This window comes from Calyptranema fuscum S582 (assembly GCF_055793305.1).
This window is the reverse complement of record NZ_JBSLYH010000024.1, coordinates 89,085-108,996: the sequence shown is the minus strand read 5'-3', so window position 1 is coordinate 108,996 and position 19,912 is coordinate 89,085. Positions and strand designations below refer to the sequence as shown.

The window sequence follows — 19,912 nt, the reverse complement described above, 5'->3', positions numbered from 1 at the left end:
TCTCAGCAAGTCTTCACGCAGCATCCCTGGTGGGACAATCAACGGGGGTGGAAAAATCTGCTCGATAATTTAACGTGAGTTCGGGATAAGGAGGGGCGAAATAGATAGAGTTGAAAGTACCTAATTCTCAACACATCTAACCACCCCATGCTTAGTCTAGAATCCTTATTTTGTCATGTCGATGACTTTTGCCAGTGGTTTGAGCCTCAATGGCAGCAGCAACTGTTAGGTGACGGCTTACAGAAGAGACAGCGGTCGCGTCGTCTGTGCCTGAGTGAAATTATGACGATTCTGATTGCCTTCCATCAGTCGGCATACCGCAATTTCAAGTGGTTTTACAATGAACTCGTCTGCCGCTATTGGCGCAAAGCCTTCCCCGGATTGGTCAGTTACAACCGCTTTGTGGAATGGATACCATCGGCTCTCATGCCTTTATGTGCCTATTTACGGCAGTGCTTTGGCAAATGTACGGGTATCAGCTTTATCGATGCGACCAGTATCAAGGTCTGCCATAACCGTCGGATTGCTTCCCACAAAGTGTTTAACTCGTTAGCCGCACGAGGCAAAACCTCTGTCGATTGGTTCTTTGGCTTCAAGCTGCATCTGGTGATCAATGAGCAGGGGGAGTTACTCAACGTCCAGTTGACTCCTGGTAATGTGGATGACCGCAAGCCCGTGCCCCACCTTCTCCAACAGCTCTTTGGCAAGGTGTTTGGCGACCGAGGCTATGTGTCGCAAAAACTAGCCCTCCAGCTATGGCAGCATTCCGGCATTCAACTGATTACAAAGCTCAAACGGAACATGAAGAACCGCCTGATGGTGTTGAGTGATAAGCTGCTGCTGCGCCGACGGGCGGTTATTGAATCGGTGATTGACCAGCTCAAGAACATTTCTCAGATTGAGCATTCCCGTCACCGTTCCCCCATCAACTGCCTAGTCAACTTAGTCTGCGGGTTGATCGCCTACTGCCACCAACCCAAGAAGCCCTCTTTGCTCATTGACACCGCTTTGCCCGCTTTTGCTTAACCCGAACTGACGTTAATTTACGGTTGGTGATTGAACCGTAGATTGCCTTTAACCATCTCAAACGGTGGTTAACTGTGTTTTTCATTCCCACTCTGGAGCAAGGATTTGCCCAATTGATTAAGCGGATGCAGCAGTTTTACTGTCCGGTTATTCACGATGTACTCCTACGTCGTATCTTATTTAACTCTGCTTATAGCGGTGTGCAAGTTCGTTAAGTACAGAAACGGTGTTGTGGGGCGCTCCGCGCCCCACAACACCGTACTGAATCAACCTGCTCAGCGCTATAAATGATGGAAGAGGGCTATAACTCTACGCATATACGTTAGGACAAGGGCTGCGCTTCCGACCAGGGGTTCCACCCCTGCACCCCGTCCCAACCCAAATGACTACGACGATATTCCCTAAAGATCCTCCATGAAAGAAACCCCAGACGTTTAGTTTTGGAATCGCGACGTTGCCGCGATCGCCACCCGTGATTGATATAGCCTGACGGGAAAACCTATCTCTTGGAGGCTGTGCCCTTTACTCTGCCTGGTGCAAAATTTAGGGTTTGTGATTAAGTAGATCAGTCTGATTATCAGTCTGATTAAACATATAGCGATGTGCACGTTCGTGAAGTACAGAAACGGTGCTGTGGGGCGCGGAGCGTCCCACAGCACCGTACTGCACCCCGCACAGCACTTTCTATTGAATCCACAATCTCAAGCCATGAGGGTGAATTTCGGAAGAGTATGGATATCAGTCACATCCATTTTTATGTTGAAGATGCCAGTTTGTGGTGCAGTTGGTTTGTTCGAACTCTGGGATGGCAAGCGATCGCCCAATATGCCAGTCACCATACCTTAACCGCCGTGGTGGGCAGAGGAAAAATTTATTGTTTGATCTCATCTCCCTTAAATGCTGAAAGTCCGGTTGCAAAATACTTGCAGCATCATCCACCCGGTGTCGCCGATGTCATGTTTCGGGTGAACTCACTTAAAATTGCCCTGGATCGAGCGATCGCCCAGGGTTGTAAGGTGCTACAGCCAATGCAAACGCGCCGGTCGGTTTTAGGACACTTGCAATGGGTCGTCGTCAACGGGTGGGGCGATTTGCAACATACGCTGATTGAGCAACAGGGAAGCGGGTTCATCCTGCCATTGACGACAAAACGTAGTCTGGATTCCATCCGGGTTCCCCGACTCAACAGCGATCGCCAACTGCGTCATCCTAAAAAAGTGTTGGATGTGTTTTTTTCTGCGATTGACCATGTTGTGCTGAATGTGGCAAGCGGCGATTTACACCGAGCGATCGATTGGTATGAAACCCGGTTTGGGTTTCAGCGCCAACAAGTATTTTGTATCCAAACAGAACGCTCTGGGCTTTCCAGTCAGGTCTTAATCCATCCGGAAGGGTCAGCCCAATTACCAATTAATGAACCCGTCTCGGTCAGCTCTCAGATTCAAGAATTTCTCAACCTGAATCGCGGTTCGGGCATTCAACACATTGCCTTACGCACGCCCAATATTCTAAGCAGTTTGGCAGTGTTGCGATCGCGAGGATTAGGGTTTCTCAAAGTTCCGCCAACCTATTACGAACAGCTGAAACAACGACCTGGGTTTTGGCTCAAGGAAACTGACTGGAAAGCGATCGCCGCCCAAGAAGTGCTGGTCGATTGGCAACCGGAACGACCGGAAGCCCTGCTGTTACAAACATTTACTCAACCTATTTTTCAACAACCTACGTTTTTCTTTGAGCTGATTCAGCGACAGACCCAGTATGCGAACCGTCCGCACCAAGAGGCACAAGGATTTGGCGAGGGAAATTTTCGAGCGCTGTTCGAGGCGATCGAGCGGGAACAAATTAAACGAGGCAGTTTACTTTTGTAGAGAAAATCCGGTGAAAGGCTAGACAAGACCCAATATTTATGGTACATCTGTTCTAGAATGCGGCGCATTATATCGGTGTACCACTATGGATACTTTAACTGAAGTCCAGCAAGAACTTTACGATTGGTTAATTGAATATATTAGACAAAATCAGCACTCGCCCTCGATCCGACAAATGATGAGAGCCATGGGGCTAAAATCCCCCGCTCCGATTCAGAGCCGATTAGAGCATTTGAAGAGTAAAGGCTATATCGACTGGACAGAAGGTCGAGCCAGAACAATTCGAATCTTAAAACCCCAGGGGGTTCCTGTTTTAGGTGCGATCGCCGCAGGTTGCGTCGTTGAGTCGTTTACCGACGATGTCGAGCACCTCGACTTTTCTAATGCGTTCATTCGTCCCGGCGATTTTGCCTTGAGAGTTCGGGGAGACAGTATGATCGATGCGCTGATCGACAGTGGTGACGTTGTCATCATGCGACCTGTCAAAGAACCCAAAGCTCTCAAAGACGGTACGATCGTGGCTGCCAGGGTTGAAGCCGAAGGAACCACCCTCAAGTATTACAACCGTCAGAACAGTAAGGTAACCCTTAAACCTGCAAATCCTCGATATCCTGTGATGGAATATCATGCCTCAGATGTTGAGATCCAGGGTGAACTCGTAGCCGTTTGGCGCGGATATAAGTAATGTTTTGCGGATGAGAAGAATTCGCTCATTAGATCAACTGAAGCGAGTCTTTTAGGGGGCTTTTGTTATTGAGTTGATTGCGGAGCAACTCTTTAACTTCTGCATCTAATTTATTGCGAACGACACTGCTTGCAATTCCCGTGACCGGAAGGTGATGCAATTTTTGAAAGCGCATGACCGCCTGAAACGTTCGCGGACCATAAAATTCGTTAATCGGTAGCTGCGCATCAATCGCCAGATTTAGGCTGTGTTTGAGGTTGCGTACCAATTGTCGTGCTTTTTCGGATGTGGTCGTGTCTAGTGTTCCGGTGACGGGCAGATGATAATGAGTTTGAAATTCTTGAATGGCTGCCTGGGTGTAAAAGTCCAATGCATTGCTGTGATTACCGCCGTATCCATTAGGCCCCAAGTTGTAGCCCAGTCCATCTAAAACGGCTTTGAATTGATTGAGTGCGTATGCCATGACCGTTGACCTCCTCAGGATGAAATCGAAAATAACCAGGTTGACAAATAACCAGGCAAATCTTTGGCAACCTCCCCGCCGATAGAAGACGATGGGATAGTTAGCTTAGAACCCTCTGAACGGTTGATGTTTCTTGTCCTTTAGCTGGACACATCAACGTTTTCGCACGTTTCAGATAGGTTGTGATTTGCCCGTTCCTGGAACCCCGCTCTTACTTTCTAAACTAAGACGGATTATGCGATCGCACCTCACACGGCAGTGTCACCCAAGAGAATGATTTTGGTCAATTTGGATGCACCATTTTAAAAAATTAAGGCTGTCCGCCAGTTTAAAAATCGCGGAACAGCCCTATTTACAAGCACTAATGAATCGTTGTGGATCTAGGTAGTCTGTATAATTACTGACTTGCTGATCAGCCGACATGACCGTACTTGCTGCTCTGAAACTGGCGTAATTGAGAATAAATCCATTCCCCAATGAAAAGCATATTTTTGAGCGTAGTCTTTCGCCTCTATTTCAGACGGAGCCTGGATTAATAACTCATTGGTCAGTTCTGACGTTCCTTTGAGAACAAATTCAGCAAGGTACATTGAATTCACCTTAGCGAATGGGCAGTGTGTTTGATATCCTTCGATGCAAAACAATCTGCTGGTGATGCCGGGCAAGCGTTACGAGTCGATCTTGTCTACGTAGAAGGTATGGACGATGGCGATCGCCCCATCCAGAAACCCTCCCTAAGTATTACAGCCTTGTTTATATCCATTAATAAAATAATGGATCAGCCTTATCAATCTTTAACGAGTCTAATTGCCTTCTTTAGGGTAACTTCATGAGATTTTTTAATTAAACGCGGGAATTACGGAATTTCCCTAATTAAATAGATCAGCCGTTCGCTTGCCTTAAGAATAGGGTTTGACAGTAAGCCGTTAAGCTCTCTCCAATTCGGCAACAGGGTTGTTCTGGGAATGTGATGATTTTTGGTGGCGCGGGCGACGCCCGCGCCACCAAAAATCATCACATGAATACCACTATCGGCAACAGAGCTTTTGCCCTCAGAGCATCACTCGATTGCGATGGGGATCGGATTGATCCGTCATCGTTCCGTCACAAACATAGAACGATAGAATTTTGTTATCGCATTCCGTGTTCAGATCAAGTCGCCGTAGCCTGATGTGCCTGAGTCAGGACAGACCATGGGTTAAAGTGCGGCGCGATACACTGTTTTTCAACCCACCATCATCCTGTTTACGAGTCCATAGCGCTACATGATCAGAACTGGCGTTGCAAACGCTAAATTTTGCAACCTGGGGTGTGGGAGCTTCGCCCCCACACAGGGGTTCCGCCTCTGCACCCCGTTATACAAACGTTTAACTGAGTCTACTAGTCTCTTCTGCCGTAGGATGGGTTAGCGTTAGCGTGCCCCATCAAGATCAGTGTTGATGTCGGGTTTCACTTCGTTCAGCACCACCCGACATCAGAACTTTTGTCAGTCCATCGGTTAGAACATTGGAGTTGTCGGGGGTTGCACGCCTTAACCGATCCTGTCTTGTAGATGGACTGCTCAACAGACGTTTTCGATCTCAACTTGTATTAATAGTCTCGTGAAAAGAATTCCCTGGATTTCACTTTTACTCCTACTCGCTTCCTACACCACGTTTAGCTGGTTTCTATACGATGCAACCGCAACGTGGACGGTGTGGTTGGCAGCCCTGTTATTCGCTCTAGTGCAAGCATTGCTATTAACCACCTTTTCCAGCGGGTTCCGGTTTTTTATGGGCAACTGGCTGAAATCTGATATTGGTTATTTTTCGATTGTGCTGTTAGGTGCGTTGTCCTTAGCCTTTATTCTGGTGTGGTCACATGTGTTTGAATATTTGCTAGTCGTAATTGGGTCAGAAGTGTTGAGCAGACTGGAACTACAGCGATCGCGCTTCAACAATTGGCAGAGTTTGGGAATTCTCACAGTCGTCTCCATTGTCGGCTTATCAATTGGATGGACGGCACATACCTTCTTCCAGGCGTAGGGAGCAGAAATAAGATAAATCTTCGGGTTTTAACTAATTTGTGCTTCTTAAGGAGCGCTGATTAATTAACCTGTAATTCTTTTTGAGAGAGCGGCGGCTCCGCCGCTCTCTCAAAAGAATCGAGTTTTATTAAATCCACGATCCTAAGGATTTTATGGTGGTGTGCAAGTTCGTTCAGGACAAAAACGGTGTTGTGGGATACTCTGTGCCCCACAACACCGTACTGAATCAACTAGCCAAAACTAGTGCTTTGTCCAGTATTTTCTGACGGGTGACGTGCCGCGCGAAGCGCGGCACATCACCCGTTTTAACCGTCAATTTTTAATGGACAGCCCCCTAGCTTTACACGACAAAAAGCAGCCCGTTAGGGCTGCGTTGACTCAGTTGAGTACTCTGAGGAGCTGTTGATTCCAGACTATCGACAAATATTGCTGAATCGGAGGGGGTTACGGTTTTTGATACGCTTATCGGTTATTCAGATCCTTGGATGAGGGAAAGGGACACTGAAGAAATCGTCACACGATCTTTAAGCGCCTTTAGAGAGATGGAACAAACTTAGGTTAGCGTTTAACTGTCCTTGCCCTACAGCACTTCCAGGTTGAGTTGTAGGGCAATTTTTGTGTCTCAATCCAGTTCTTTGAACAACCGGACACACCTGAGTCAGAACAGGGGATGGGTCGAAAAGCACCATACCATACCACGGTTCGACCCATTTTCCTTTTGCTTCTGAGCGCCCAGCCCTATAGTTCTACGCAATCTAGTACACCAACTTAAAAGTTTTAGAGGGGTGGAGGAGGTAAAACCCCCTCTTGGGGGCGCAGCCCCCAAACCCCCATGTTGCAAAATTTCGTGTTTGCAACACTAGTACACCAACTTAAAAGTTTTAGAGGGGGTGGAGGGGGTAAAACCCCCTCTTGGGGGCGCAGCCCCCAAACCCCCATGTTGCAAAATTTCGTGTTTGCAACACTAGTGAGGCCATCAGGAGGGTGGGGGCGGTACCCTCACGCAAGGGTGAAATCCCTGCACCCCGTCCTAACCCCAATGCGTACCGCTTACGTGGCGATTTTTAATTGAGCGGAGCACAAATTTTTTAAAAGCCATGCGGACATGGTTTTTAAAACATCATCCGGTTCCAGCCGAGCGCGAAGCGTTATTGCACTCACCACTGTAGAAATGTAGAACACTGAACTCGAATCCAGCAAGATAAACGTATAGTTGAGGGAAAGCAGACTTCAATTTTCCCCCCTCACAAGTTGTCTAGACCATGGCTGGTTCTTTTTCTACAAATGGCTTTTTGCGCCAGGTGTTGACTGGCAATTTTGCTCAGGCAGATCCACTCCATCCGCTTCCTGTGATTGGAGAGATCGAGATTGGGCGCGATCCACGCTGTCAAATTGTCCTTGATTCCACCACTTACAGTGGCGTTTCGCGTCAACATATCAAGGTTTGTGCCGTTGCAGGGTTTCCCTCGACCTGGCAGGTGTGTGACCTCAATAGCGCCAATGGCACGTATGTGAATGGTCAACGGTTAATCGGTTGCCAAGTGTTGCAGGTGGGCGATCGCATTACGTTAGGGCAAGACGGACCAGAATTTATTTTTGAGTTGCAATCGGGAACGGTGCCGCGCCCCGTTTCTACCCCGCCATCCCTTTCATCTCCGGCATTTCCCAATCTGCCACCTGTAGCAGCATTCGCCAAAACAGAACGACCTGGCAACGCCAGCCCACCCGCTGATGCGGTGACGTTGAGCCAACTATTTCCGATTATCTCGACGGGTGGCGATCTGAAACGAAAGGCTTACCTGGTTCCGGGAATGCTCACAGTGGCATTTGTCGTGTTGATGTTCTTGGCAGTGGGGAATGCTGCCTTCTTTAATTTTTTATTAGCAGCCTATATGGCAGGGGCGGCTTATTTCTTTATTTATCAGCTTTGCGGCAAACCAAAGCCCTGGTGGATTTTAGTCAGCGCCGGAGTCATCACCATGCTGATGTTGGTTAGCCCCGTATTAGATTTATTTATCTGGGTCTTCCGCGTAGTTTTGCCGGGAGATATCCCATCAGACAGTGAGTCCGGTAATTTTGTCAGTGTTTTAGTGCAGATGTTTTTCGGAGCGGGTTTGATGGAAGAACTGCTCAAAGCTCTGCCTGTCTTGCTGATTGCTTGGCTGGGGACACGATTGCGATCGCCATCGCGGGAACGAATCGGCGTCTGGGAACCTCTGGACGGCATTTTATTGGGAACGGCATCGGCAGTAGGATTTACGCTGTTAGAAACGTTGGGTCAATATGTCCCGACGATTATCAATGATGTGACGCTCCAGGCAGGGGAAGGGGCTGGGCAACTGGCTGGGTTACAGCTGTTGATTCCCCGTGTGCTGGGATCGATAGCAGGACATATGGCATACAGCGGGTATTTGGGGTATTTCATTGGTCTGAGTGTACTCAAACCTTCAAAACGTTGGCAAATCTTGGGGATAGGCTATTTGACGGCTTCAGGACTCCATGCCCTATGGAATGCCAGTGGCATTATTAGTTTCTTGGTGTTAGCGCTGGTTGGTGTGTTGTCGTACGCGTTTCTAGCCGCCGCTATTCTTAAAGCCAGGGCACTTTCACCCACGCGATCGCAAAACTTTGCTACTCGATTTACACGGCTACCGTAAAGGCAGGTATTCGGCTGAGGTTAGTGATGTTGGTTTGCGGTTGGGGGCATCTGGGCGATCGCATAACGAGCGATCGCCAGACTTAATCGGGCTTGTTCAATCCCAGATAGCTCAGTCCAGGCAGCACAACGCACGGAACGCAGAGCGGCTTCTAACATCTCATTCTCAGCACCCCGCATGGCGAAAGCAAACGGACGGGCAAGAACTTGCAAATCATCTTCGCCCCAACCTGGCAGCGTCTCTTGAACACACGCCACTAATTGCTCAGCCACAGACAGGTTGGCAGAAATCACTCGACGCGCTTGGGCGACAATGTCTTCTAGCAAAGTTTGAGGAACCTGGATCAAAAATTGTTGAAACAAGTCAGTGCTGACGGCGTTTGCCATCGCTTCTTTCACAGCGATCGCCGGTGTGATGGTTGACCAGGCGTGTTCAAGGGTCGCGGCAAGAGCCTGACCTTGAGCGGCTAAATCTGCGGTGGTCCACCCTGCCTCAAAAACCTCTTGCTCCATGGCTGCCCAATACTCTTCGGCGGCTGGATCAGATACATCCCAGGGGTAAGCACGATGCTGCTCGGCATTGGCGTCATCTTCATGCCAGGGGCACAGTCCATCGCCTTGCAAGACATACTGCAATAGCTCTAGTTCAGTTTTTGCTGGGAGGGTTGAGGAAATATGGCGGGTGGAATCGCTGGTCATAACTGCTCCTGAGTATTGTGATACCAAATGTGACACCGATAGCTACACGTGTGGGTACCGTCGTTCCGTAATTGCTAGATAAGAATTGCTCGATCATTTATGTCAAACCATCAGATTTAGTGAGGGAATTGTCAGGTTTCGACAACAAACTCATACTGATAGTTGCCAAATTTAAGACGCGTTTTTGAGTGTAAAGGTACCTCTCGTTGATGCACCCGATACCACCCACTAGACCCCATAATCAGGGTACCAAAGCGAGAAAAATCTCTCAAAACATAGGTCGGATCGGCGTCATTGCCACTGAGAGAATCGCGATAAAAAATTTCGGCATGACGGCGCGAAATGCCAGGTCCCTTAACGACCATATCGTTGTCGTCCATATTACCAACTCGCATAATGCCACCAAATTTATCGATATGCCAAATTTGGGAGGGCGCACTCAACGATCGGATATAGGCAGGGGGGGTTTGGCGTCCAATCCAACTGGGTGAGTTGTCTGGAATTTCGGTGAATCCCTCGGTGAGTGGTTTAATTAACTCGCCATCAAACTCTGGGTGCATGTAAAGGACAGGTAATGTCCAGGCAGGCTGATTAAACTTATACAGGGTCAGTAAATGTTGACGGGCGATCGCCACTGCCTCATCAATGGGACGACGTTCTGCCAGCGATTGCGCAAAAATTTGAATAAAGCTGGTGGCTTCTCGATCGGCGATCGAATCTCTCATGCCTAAAACAGCTGGAACCCCATGATGCACTAAAACTTCAGACAAACTGCTACGGGGAATGGCTTTACCTTCCTGGTGGTCGGGTTGTGCCCCCCAACAGGCGTTAAATACGGCTAACTTTACCTGACATCGGGTTAATACTTGCGCCAGCTCTGTGCCGTTAATGGTGGCGTTAGAGCGAAGATATAACAACCCACCATCGGGAGCAGGCACCCCATGCCCTGAATAAAAGAAAACGTTGTAGATTTGGGTTTCTAAAACATCCGTCAATTCAGCAGCGGTTGGCTGCAATAACGTTGTCACCTCACAAGCAACGGGTGGGGTCAGGCTATTGAGGACATCAACCTCTGCCGCATTTTTTAAAATCTGGGTCAGGGCATCGGCTTCCTGCTGCAATTGCAAATAGGGTGCATCACCCGAAACGGCTTTGTTCCCGGTGCCCAGTTCTTCATCATGCCCCAGCACCAGCAAGATTTTCAGGGCATCCTCAATTCGCAGAGGCGGTAGGGCATCCACAGCGGTTGTCGTGCGGCTAAACAGCAATTGCTGACTGAGAGACAGTGCTTGTTTGCCAGCCTGCGGTTGCATAATTTCCCAGGGTAGCGCAATCAGATTGGGATCTCGAATGTCTAACCGCACTCGCAACGGTCGGTTTTGTCCGATCGCAATTCCCTGACTCTGAAGAAAACTGCCGTCAATGGGTCCGTCAAATAACCACTGCCACAGGCTGATGCCTAAATGCTGCATTAACCGCCCAGCATAGCTACGTTCTTGGGTAGATGCTCCGGCTTCTCCGGCTTCTGAGGCTTGGGGTGGCAAATCCAGTAAAGAAATGCGAGGAATTTCGGGCAACCCTCGCAGCGAAAACATACTCTGCCAGGTTTGCCACAGTTGCATTAATGCCGGAGACCAAATCTGGTCATGGTGAGCATAGCCTCCTGGGTTAGGAGCCTGAATCACCCAAATTGCGTAATGATCTAGTTCAGCAGCCTTGAGAGGGGCGATCGCCAAACTTAGACAAGGACTCTCAGACAAGAACATGCGTAAACTGTTGATTTCAAAATTTGAAATCCCTTAAGGTTCCTACCAGTCTACCCGTTATTGAGTAAGTAGATAAACAGGGGTTAGGGATTGGGATTGGGGATGGCACTGTTGGCTATGGGCGATTCGCCACTGACGAATGGTCAACCGCGATTGAACGGAGCCGTGAACACTCAAAATGGTTAGCTTTGAGTCTGGCTTCATTCATCCTTTCTGCTGTGGTAGAACCCAAGAAATCGCAGGTCCCGGCAATTGAGGAGTCGGACTGACGGAGGGAGTAATTTCAATACAGACATTTTTTTGTTCAGGAGTTGGCTCAATGGGATTGATGGTCACGAGAGAAATCAGGGCGGTTTCTTGAATCCATCCAGCCTCTCCGGGCTGTAAAACTTTTGCATCCTCCCCAGGTAAGGGAGAATCGAGCGTTAGGGTAGGGGGTTCGGTGGGTTCTACACCCTGAAGTGAGCTTTCTGCGGATGGATTAGGCGTCGCAGAAAAATTGGGAGCAGGAGTTTCTGCATTCGGATTTGGGGGTGTCGAACAAACTCGCAGTTGCACCCACAGGTCAGCTCCAACCTGGGTTCGTTTAGCCACGTAGATGACACTACCGTCGGCAATCATGCCAACCGTAGCTGCTATTGACGGATCGGTAGGTTGATTTTGGGGAGGCTGTGCTAATAAAACGGGAGAAGACAGGGTAACAGAAGTATTTTGTGGCGAAAGGGATTGAATCTGTACGAATGATCCGGCAGGCGGAAGTTCAGCCGGTGCAATGGGGGTAGCAGATGCCGAAGGGCTGGTGGAGGCGATCGCCGACGGTGATACAGGCGGTTGCCCCTGAATTAATGGATCAAACCAGGTTCGCATCCCTGGGAACAAGAAATAAGCCAGCACACCACCCATGGCAGAGAGCAACACAATGCCCAGGAGTAACGACAACACATTGGGTTGTCGCTGGGGTTTGGGTGCCACAACTTTGGTTTTCAGTTGAGACAGATTTTTTGAACTGGCAGGTGTAGATACCGCAGGAGCAGGCTTTGCCGTTGGGATATCGTCGGGTTGCAGCAGGGTATCTAAGGGTTGGATAGCTGTCTCAGGTTCGGGCAATTTTGCAGCAGAGGGAGGTGCAGCGATCGCCTCAGATACAGGGGTTGCTTCGGAAATCCGAACATACAATAACCCCACAGTGACGTTGTCATGACCGTTGCGAGTGTTAGCAATATTGACCAGGCGACGAGCCGTAACCCCCGGATCGGACTTGCCCTTTAACAACGGTAAGACTTCCGTATCCCAGCATTCATCAACGCGATCGTTGTCGCTTAAGCCATCCGAGCAGAGTAAGAAGATACTGTCTTCGTCTAAAATAAATCGCTGAACGGTGGGATGCAGCATTTTAGATGCTCCCATGCCCAGAGCTTGTACGAGCGAACCGGCACTGGGTTGCTGTAAGGCATCGCGGTAAAGACTATAGCCCAGACGGACTTCGCGCGAGGCAACATCGTCATCTTGGGTAACTTGGCGACAGGCATAGTGGGTGATCCAATACGCGCGGCTATCGCCAACATGGGTGATATAGAGTTCGTGTCGGCGAACTAAGCCAATCACCAAGGTTGTGCCCATGCGCTGGCGTTCGAGGCGACGTTCGCTATCGTTGCGTTGGCTAATCACATCGTTGGCAGCGCAGGTGGCTTTTTCCAGTTCGAGGGTCAGCTCAGCCGGACTGAGGGTATCCAGAGGTAAGGTGCGGAGTTGTTGCCAGACGGTCTCGATCGCCAGGTTAGAGGCAACATTACCCCCCTGGTGCCCGCCAATGCCATCACACACAATCACCAGGGCACTATCGGGAGCCGTCAGGGGGGTTTGATTCGCAGGAATCGTATGGGTCGTCACAGTGCCACTACTGGGGTAACAGGCATCTTCGTTGCGCTGACGACTGGGTCCCTGATCGGTGAGGGTGGCGATTTGAATCTGGCGGGAGTGCGATCGCCCAACGTTATCCAAAAGGCTATCCAGCTGTTCGAGCAATTGTTCTGAAGTACGAATTTGCCCTTTGATCAGAGTTTGACTGAGCTGAGTCAGTCCGGCTCTAACTGTAGGGTGAGCAGACTCTGCCCACGCCAGCCACATTTGCCCCAAATCAGACAATTGGGGTTGAGCCGCTGATGGGTCTGTCTTGAGTTGTAAAACTCGGACAATTTGCCCTTCAATCCGCAGCAAGTCCGCTGTCAAGAGGGTAGAAACCACATGATCGCTGACAAAGGGTTGCCACAAGTTGGCAATTTGCCAGAGCCAATTAAGTTGACGCAGGGCACTGGCATGGTGCCAATAATCGACCAATAGCGGCAAAACCTGAACTGATACGGACTCCACAGCCTCTTGAGCCGTATCGGCATCTTTCCCGGCATCGCCTGAATTAATCGGAATTTGTAGCGCCGCTTGGCTTAGCAGAAGGATAAAGTTGCCAGCTGTTGATCCCTCGGTTGAGACGAGATCATGGATCTGAGGCACATGCACCTGGTAAGGTGACAACCTTAGATAAGGCACAACGGCTTGCGGTATGTCAATTGGCTCGGTTGAGACTAAACCAGGTTTAGTATCGAGAAAAATGTGTTGCCCTTTGTAGAGGTAGCGGTTTGCCAATAATTCTTCGGGTTGAAAGGTTTCAACGCCCTCTCCCACCGCCCATAGGTAATGTCGTGGCAGCGGTGTACGGCATTTCTGACAAAACCGATTGGTTTCAGGGTTAGGGGTCTGACAGGTGTAGTTAGGGCAGTAAAGCATTGCCTTTGAAGTGCCTGGAGCCGAGGATTAAACAGTCCTATCAGAATAGCTTAGACTCGTAAAACCTCGCCATGCGAGAAAGGTGAGGAAGTCTTAGACGATCGCAAACTATCCTGGTCAAGCCGTATCTAAAGCATGGCTGGAATAGGCTTTGCCGCTTCTACACCATGCCGTTTACAAGCCGCTTGATCTGAAATCATGCAGATGATCAGGGCAACAATGTTTCGAGATTGAAACATAAAGCCAGAGGACTAAGGGTAGAGAGGCACTTTAACTAAGGAATGGGAATTCAATAATTTCGATGATTTGTTGTACGGGCGAACGGCTGTTCGCCCCTGCAAAAGATTTAATACCCAATTTTATTAAATCCACGATCCTAAGTTGAGGATCATGGAGTAATGAATCTGCCCTTCGTTTTGGAGAGCCACAGCTCCGCTGTGGCTCTCCAAAACGCGAAGTTGGATAAAATCCACGATTCTGAGTGGGTAGGTTTAGCCAAAAGACGTCAGACAGAGGCAAAACCAAGGGCGATCGCCTCACCCTGTCTATCACCGGATAGGCTCAAGCTTCGCCGCTGGAGACAACCTGAGGCAAACCCAGGCTATAGTTACGAGCGCGAGTTTTGAGATTGTAAGAAACTTGACCTGTCTGCAAGAGCGATCGGACAAAATGCTCTAGATCAGACCCGATGCGCCGCAAATTGTAGTCCGTCAAATCTGCACCCTCAGAGGCTGCAACTAGCTCATCAAATTTGCGATACACCGCATTCACTGCCTCATCATTCCAGTTCAACTCATTGTCTGGATCGATATCCAGCGTCAGGCGGTCGGTGCTGGGAACTAGCTCATTATTGTCTACTTCGGCAGTGAAGATATGGATATGGCGTGTTGTGGACTTTAACAGCATATTCGTTATCGATCGAGCATAGGGAATTGCTGATATTCTACAAGTTTTTCCGAGGTTCTTAAGGATCCTCAAGCAATTAACCCGTCCGTCTTTTTGAGAGAGCGACGGCTCTGCCGTCGCTCTCTCAAAAAGGATTAGGGATTGGGCGGACAATCGAGATGCCCACCAGCTCGCACGACAAAATCATCAAAGTCCCGATCTTCTTGCGCTGGCTGGACTAACAACGATCCCGTATCATCCCACTGCAACAGCACCCCCCCAGTTGCCAACGCTGGCACGTCGCCATCGAACATGATTCGTGTAGTGCCGCCACTGTTTTGCAGACTTGTCGAGTAGACTACCCCCGCAGATTGACCGTTATAAAACGATTCTAAATAAAAGGCGTAGGGTGTGTTGGCCTGGAACTCAAATTCGGCGAGAGGTTCCGGCACGGTATTACCAGGTGTGCCCAAGAAGTCATCTCGATCGTCTAGCGGTGTGTCATTGGTAAAATCAGATGGCACGTTAACCGGCTGGGTCAGATCAGACGGCTTAATTTCTACAATCAGAGGAGTTCGCTCTCCTGTATTGGTGTTGATCACCCCAAAGGTTGATTGATAGACGCCATTCGATTCTAGAAACTCAAATTCCACCACAGTATCGACATCAAACTGGATGGCATTGTTATTAAACTGATCTCTGGCTTGGGCGGGTGTTACAGTTCCGGCTATCAGAAAGCCGCTTAAAACACTGAGAAAAACGCCTGTCCATTTGGCTTGATGGTTCATACGGCAACGATCCATGGGGAATTTGAATAGCAGAGTATCGGATGACAACGGACATAATTTAGTGTTTGCATGACCAGGGACTTACCAGAGCTGAAAAACGGCACGTCTGACCTGGGCTGCATCTTCATCATTGAGACTATTGAGAAAGGTTCTGGCTTGTTGCATCAAGCTATTGAGGCGATCGCATTCCGCACTGGTGCAAACCTCATTGGTCGCGGGACCCCTGGCAAAACGTCGGGGGGTATCTGAAGTTCCAGCTTGCGAGGCCTGGCAGGCAGCATAGGCATCTTCGAGATCTTGAGACAGCTGTTGGGCAGTGGTAATCGTTGCTTGATCCAGTCCATCCACCGTGTCTTCATCCAACACAATAGGGGAAACAATATCACCCACATTTGTGCCGCTGACATCCGATTGATTGAGCTGGGCAATCAAGTGGGCAGGTGGATTGGCTAACCCCGCCGGGGCATTACCCAACCATCCCAAAACAATGAATGAAGCCCCGGCTAGCAGATACCAAAGAGAGCTTTTTTGAGGGCGTCTCACACTCAGAGCAGAGGCAACCGCACCCTGACTAGCTTTCACATCCGTATGCCGCGCTGGATGAAGGGTTTTCTCGCCAGCATCTGGTTTATTGAGTCTCATCAACGTATTCTCCCAATCGCTCTGGATAGACATATTCAATTCAGGATCTGGACAGGCTTATAGCAATTGAGTAGATGGTTAGGATAGTGGAGGTGTGGGGGCTGCGCCCCCAGCCAGGGGTGGAACCCCTGCACCCCGTTCAACCAGCCTCTCGGCTGCTATAAAAGCGAACACAAAACGCTATCACCGCTTAAAAACGCCATGACATCCCTGCACCTAAGACAAATCGCGCACCATCCCCTGCACCCGTAATATCGCGCACGGCTGGAGTAATGACCAACGGAAAGTCTCGGAATGGTGCGATCGATAACCCCATTGCCAGATCTTGTCCCGTCCACTCGACGATGGCGCTTACAGGGCGGGCAATCCGAACTGCCATGCTGCCAAATACGCCAACCGTGTCATTGTCATCGAACACATCTTCTTCTGTGCGAAACCGCCCCGTACCCACACCTGCGGTCAGGGCAATGCGGCTAAATGGATCGTCTAAATCAGGTGATAGCCGGGCGATGTGGGTGACTGTGCCATAAACAGAGTCTTCAAAATCATTGTCGTCGCCAATGTTGAGAAAGCCTTCCCAACCCACAGCGACACTCCAACCCCCCGAAAACTGTCGATGAAGTTTGCCATTAAACCCACCCGTGCCGAAGTCGCGGTTTGCGCCGAAGCTTGCCATGGTGTAAGAGAGTTGAAAGCCAACAGACTCCTGGGCATCGCCAAAACCAATTCCAACCCCCATGGTGCCGTCATCTTGCTCGCTAAAACGGGTACGTGATTGATAGCTGAAATTGACAAATCCTTCAAAGTTGTCTGCCCCATACCCCGACGGAACGGCAAGGGTAATAGCAGGGGAACCTTCATAAATATCGCCAAACTCTGCTTCGGTTTGGGTTTCGCGATCGCCAATAGTTTGTAGTTCCTGCTGTAGCTCCTGCACATCCGCTTCAGTCGGTGTATCGGTTGTTTGTGCCAACAGCATCGTGGTTTCCTGAGGCGAGAGCGGGACAAACAGGGGGGTGGAATCGGCATCAAGACCTGATTCGGTGGTGGCTGATTCGGTCAATGCGGATTCGGTCAGTGCCGATTCGGTAGCGATCGCCCTTAATGCCATTAAATCTTCGGAAGGAGCTAGCATCTCATCGCCATGATCCAGGCTCTCTGCGGCTGCATCCGTCCCTTGAGATGACGTTAATTCTGTCTGTGTCGCGGTAACCGTGGAGGTCAGAGGAGATGCAATTGTCGAGCTAAATTCTGGTGTAGGGCTGAATTCAGTCGCTGCGTTTGCAGATACAGGTCTGGATTCTAACAACGTCGGGGTTTCGGGTGGAGCGATCGCCCCTACTTCAGACACATCGGATGCATCGGCTGTATCCGTTTGCGGCAGCTCATCGGTTGGATTTGAAGTCGGTAAAGATGCGATCGGTGCTGCTGGAAAAGATACAGTTTCAGAAATAGATGTCAACGGCAGCTTGGACTCAGACGTTGCTACCTGAACGCTAGCAGACTCGACGGTATACGCTTCCGGAGTGACGTTATCCGTAGCCGCTGGGGTGGCGATCGCTCTGGCAGCTGCAATAGTTTCAGACTCCGGTTTTTCTTGAAGAACCGGATGGGATGGTTGATTTCCTTCCTGTTGTGCAGCAAGACTAACCAGTGTACAAAATATTGCCGTTGAAACACACATACATTGCTCCGGATGGATAAAAGCAACTAGCCTATCCGACGACTCAAGCCGGCTGGTTTAACCCAAGTTCAAACAGCTAGGAGTTTAAGTCAGGCTAAACCTGTTGGACACTAACACTTGATACGCCACTTAAGAAAAGACATCAGGATAGTATTTGCTGGCTTAGTAAACTGTATCGAAGCTGTAGCGCAGGCTTTGCGTGATCTTACGGGCAATATGCCCCTCCCACCATTTCACCATCGGTGCAACTAATCCCGTGATAGCATCGTCAGGGTAAGGGGGGGAATGCTGAGCGGTTTTGCTTAGCAAACGCTAGATATGATGACATTTCGTACTTTTCGATGGATCTGGATGGTGGGCGTAGGAACTGCGCTCCTATTCGGCAGCACAAAAGCGATCGCGGCTGAACGAGTCGTGTTGAAATATCGAATTTTTCACGCATCCGTAGCGGTTTCAGACTTGACGGCACTGGCTGAGACGGGAGAAGTCTCATCAAGTTTGCGATCTTATTTGAGGCTTGCCGGACGAAATTCAAACGAATTACAGGACAACCTCAATCGTGATGTTGAAGTAAATCCACGATTGTTAGATCGAATTCTCAACAGCCCTGTGGGTGACGTTGCACTCGATCAAGTAGGGGAAGCGATTCATACACCCTCACGCCAAGCCGATCGTCAGGCATTGAGAGCTGCTATCACATTGTCTGCTCAGGATGATGGACGAATCAAAATGATTGAATTGCTGCAAAACTATCCCACCGAAGAAGTACATGTGGATGGCGATCGCATTGTCTCTGCTTACAATGATTTGCAAGTCCTGCGAGGACGGCTTTCAGATATCACAGATATCTTGGAAGGAATCACCTTTTAGAATCCGACACCATTAAAACCCACATTTTTTTGGGAGAGTGCGGCTCCGCCGCACTCTCCCAATATGGAGTGAGAGCCGCGCAGAGCGCGGCTCCCACTCAACCTTTATCCTAATCAACTAAAAAAATCGATGATGAGGGCGATCGCGAGTCAGATCAGCACAATCATCATCGATTCAGATTTAGGGAGATGCAATTCAATTCAGGAGACCAGTGATATAGAGATGCAGTGCATCATCTATATCCACCATCAACACGTCATCCAGAGGGATTAGATATCAAACTGTGTGACAAGCTGTCTAACTAAATCACGCCAGTTCCTTTGCCGCGATTATCACGCCCATTGCCCAATTTACCTGTTTCGTCTGTGTCGTTAATTTCAGATAATTCTTGAGCGCGATCGCTCTTTTCTTGCGCTTCTTTTTGTCTCAAGTCACCCGGCTCTTCGTAATACATTTCCGGTTCAACAGCGAAGTTATCCACTAACCCTTCTCTATCAACGGTATAGCCTGCTGCTGTGTCAACCTGGTTCTCGTTTTGTGCTTCTGGCACTTGCTTATAGATATCGCCTTCACGCTCTTTCCGGGCAGCTGTTTCAGCCGGAACAATACCACGATCATACGTATCTTGTTCAACTCGTTCGTTACTCATAAAAGCACTCCAGAATCATTACGTTGATTACTCTAATCATGCGAAAAACATAGAGCGATCGCGTCTATCAGACTGAATAAGTTCTGTTGATATGGAATCAACCATGCGGTAGAGAGGGTATCTCGTCAACTCTCTATAGCGATTCTTTTGATTTATAGAAATGACCGATTGCGCCAGCATCTGATCTGCGGACAGGTGCTTTCAAAATTGATTCAGGATCCCTATAGTTTTAGCTTAATCAGGCTTAACCAGTTTTAATGAGTCGATAGTTTTCATTAAGCATAAAATCTTGGAATTCTACGCTGTACTAACAACAGTTCAAACAAATTATGAAACAAGCAAGTTGTAAAAAAATTCCTCTATTCAGAATTGCTATACAGCGATCGCTGTAGGGTTGTAGATCTATTTTTGGACAAGAATCCCG

At 49.1% G+C, this 19,912-nt stretch carries 16 protein-coding genes and 1 pseudogene; 7 read left to right on the top strand and 10 right to left on the bottom strand.

Going from position 1 to position 19,912, the window contains the following annotated elements; all coding sequences use genetic code 11:
- Positions 1 to 147 precede the first annotated feature (147 nt).
- The 4 genes and pseudogenes from ACR6Z4_RS17245 (at position 148) to lexA (ending at position 3,579) form a co-directional block, all read left to right on the top strand.
- Positions 148 to 1,026 carry an IS982 family transposase gene (locus ACR6Z4_RS17245; protein ID WP_479718538.1) on the top strand — a complete coding sequence of 293 codons (879 nt, stop codon included), beginning with the start codon at positions 148 to 150 and terminating at the stop codon, positions 1,024 to 1,026.
- Positions 1,027 to 1,040: 14 nt separating this feature from the next.
- Positions 1,041 to 1,241 (top strand): annotated as a pseudogene (locus ACR6Z4_RS17240) (hypothetical protein); the annotation flags it as partial.
- Positions 1,242 to 1,757: 516 nt separating this feature from the next.
- The gene (hppD, locus tag ACR6Z4_RS17235) at positions 1,758 to 2,894 is read left to right on the top strand and encodes a 4-hydroxyphenylpyruvate dioxygenase (protein ID WP_479718537.1); all 1,137 of its coding nucleotides are present in this window, start codon (positions 1,758 to 1,760) and stop codon (positions 2,892 to 2,894) included.
- Positions 2,895 to 2,979: 85 nt separating this feature from the next.
- A complete protein-coding gene (gene lexA, locus ACR6Z4_RS17230; protein WP_479718536.1) occupies positions 2,980 to 3,579 on the top strand; it encodes a transcriptional repressor LexA in 600 nt (199 codons plus the stop codon).
- A gap of 28 nt (positions 3,580 to 3,607) precedes the next feature.
- Here the strand turns inward: lexA and ACR6Z4_RS17225 are convergent, their stop codons facing one another.
- Positions 3,608 to 4,042: a peptidoglycan-binding domain-containing protein gene (locus ACR6Z4_RS17225; protein WP_479718535.1), complete on the bottom strand. Its 435-nt coding sequence runs from the start codon at positions 4,040 to 4,042 to the stop codon at positions 3,608 to 3,610.
- Positions 4,043 to 5,643: 1,601 nt separating this feature from the next.
- Here ACR6Z4_RS17225 and ACR6Z4_RS17220 point away from each other — a divergent pair.
- Together ACR6Z4_RS17220 and ACR6Z4_RS17215 are read left to right on the top strand one after the other, a co-directional pair.
- Positions 5,644 to 6,066 (top strand): hypothetical protein, encoded by a 423-nt coding sequence (locus ACR6Z4_RS17220; RefSeq protein WP_479718534.1) that lies wholly within the window; start codon positions 5,644 to 5,646, stop codon positions 6,064 to 6,066.
- A gap of 1,264 nt (positions 6,067 to 7,330) precedes the next feature.
- Entirely contained in the window at positions 7,331 to 8,725 is a 1,395-nt protein-coding gene (locus ACR6Z4_RS17215) for a PrsW family glutamic-type intramembrane protease (protein ID WP_479718533.1), read from the top strand.
- 20 nt (positions 8,726 to 8,745) lie between these two features.
- On the opposite strand, the gene ACR6Z4_RS17210 is transcribed toward ACR6Z4_RS17215, so the two are convergent.
- From ACR6Z4_RS17210 to ACR6Z4_RS17175, 8 genes are all read right to left on the bottom strand, one after another.
- Complete coding sequence (locus tag ACR6Z4_RS17210) at positions 8,746 to 9,423, bottom strand: hypothetical protein (RefSeq protein ID WP_479718532.1); 678 nt, start codon at positions 9,421 to 9,423, stop codon at positions 8,746 to 8,748.
- A 131-nt stretch (positions 9,424 to 9,554) separates the two neighbouring features.
- Positions 9,555 to 11,189 carry a CHAT domain-containing protein gene (locus tag ACR6Z4_RS17205; protein ID WP_479718531.1) on the bottom strand — a complete coding sequence of 545 codons (1,635 nt, stop codon included), beginning with the start codon at positions 11,187 to 11,189 and terminating at the stop codon, positions 9,555 to 9,557.
- 57 nt (positions 11,190 to 11,246) lie between these two features.
- Complete coding sequence (locus ACR6Z4_RS17200) at positions 11,247 to 11,393, bottom strand: hypothetical protein (RefSeq protein ID WP_479718530.1); 147 nt, start codon at positions 11,391 to 11,393, stop codon at positions 11,247 to 11,249.
- Positions 11,394 to 13,970, bottom strand: coding sequence for a protein phosphatase 2C domain-containing protein (locus ACR6Z4_RS17195; RefSeq protein ID WP_479718529.1), 2,577 nt, complete (start codon positions 13,968 to 13,970; stop codon positions 11,394 to 11,396).
- A 561-nt stretch (positions 13,971 to 14,531) separates the two neighbouring features.
- Entirely contained in the window at positions 14,532 to 14,876 is a 345-nt protein-coding gene (gene ndhM / locus ACR6Z4_RS17190; RefSeq protein WP_479718528.1) for an NAD(P)H-quinone oxidoreductase subunit M, read from the bottom strand.
- Positions 14,877 to 15,010: 134 nt separating this feature from the next.
- Positions 15,011 to 15,658 carry a hypothetical protein gene (locus tag ACR6Z4_RS17185; RefSeq protein ID WP_479718527.1) on the bottom strand — a complete coding sequence of 216 codons (648 nt, stop codon included), beginning with the start codon at positions 15,656 to 15,658 and terminating at the stop codon, positions 15,011 to 15,013.
- A gap of 66 nt (positions 15,659 to 15,724) precedes the next feature.
- Positions 15,725 to 16,285, bottom strand: a complete 561-nt coding sequence (locus tag ACR6Z4_RS17180) for a hypothetical protein (protein WP_479718526.1) — start codon at positions 16,283 to 16,285, stop codon at positions 15,725 to 15,727.
- A 190-nt stretch (positions 16,286 to 16,475) separates the two neighbouring features.
- The gene (locus ACR6Z4_RS17175) at positions 16,476 to 17,969 is read right to left on the bottom strand and encodes a hypothetical protein (protein ID WP_479718525.1); all 1,494 of its coding nucleotides are present in this window, start codon (positions 17,967 to 17,969) and stop codon (positions 16,476 to 16,478) included.
- Between the two features lie 318 nt (positions 17,970 to 18,287).
- On the opposite strand from ACR6Z4_RS17175, the gene ACR6Z4_RS17170 reads away from it, so the two are divergent.
- Positions 18,288 to 18,839: an alpha/beta hydrolase gene (locus ACR6Z4_RS17170; RefSeq protein WP_479718524.1), complete on the top strand. Its 552-nt coding sequence runs from the start codon at positions 18,288 to 18,290 to the stop codon at positions 18,837 to 18,839.
- A gap of 301 nt (positions 18,840 to 19,140) precedes the next feature.
- Here ACR6Z4_RS17170 and ACR6Z4_RS17165 read toward each other — a convergent pair whose 3' ends face one another.
- A complete protein-coding gene (locus ACR6Z4_RS17165; protein WP_479718523.1) occupies positions 19,141 to 19,488 on the bottom strand; it encodes a hypothetical protein in 348 nt (115 codons plus the stop codon).
- Between the last annotated feature and the right edge of the window lie 424 nt (positions 19,489 to 19,912).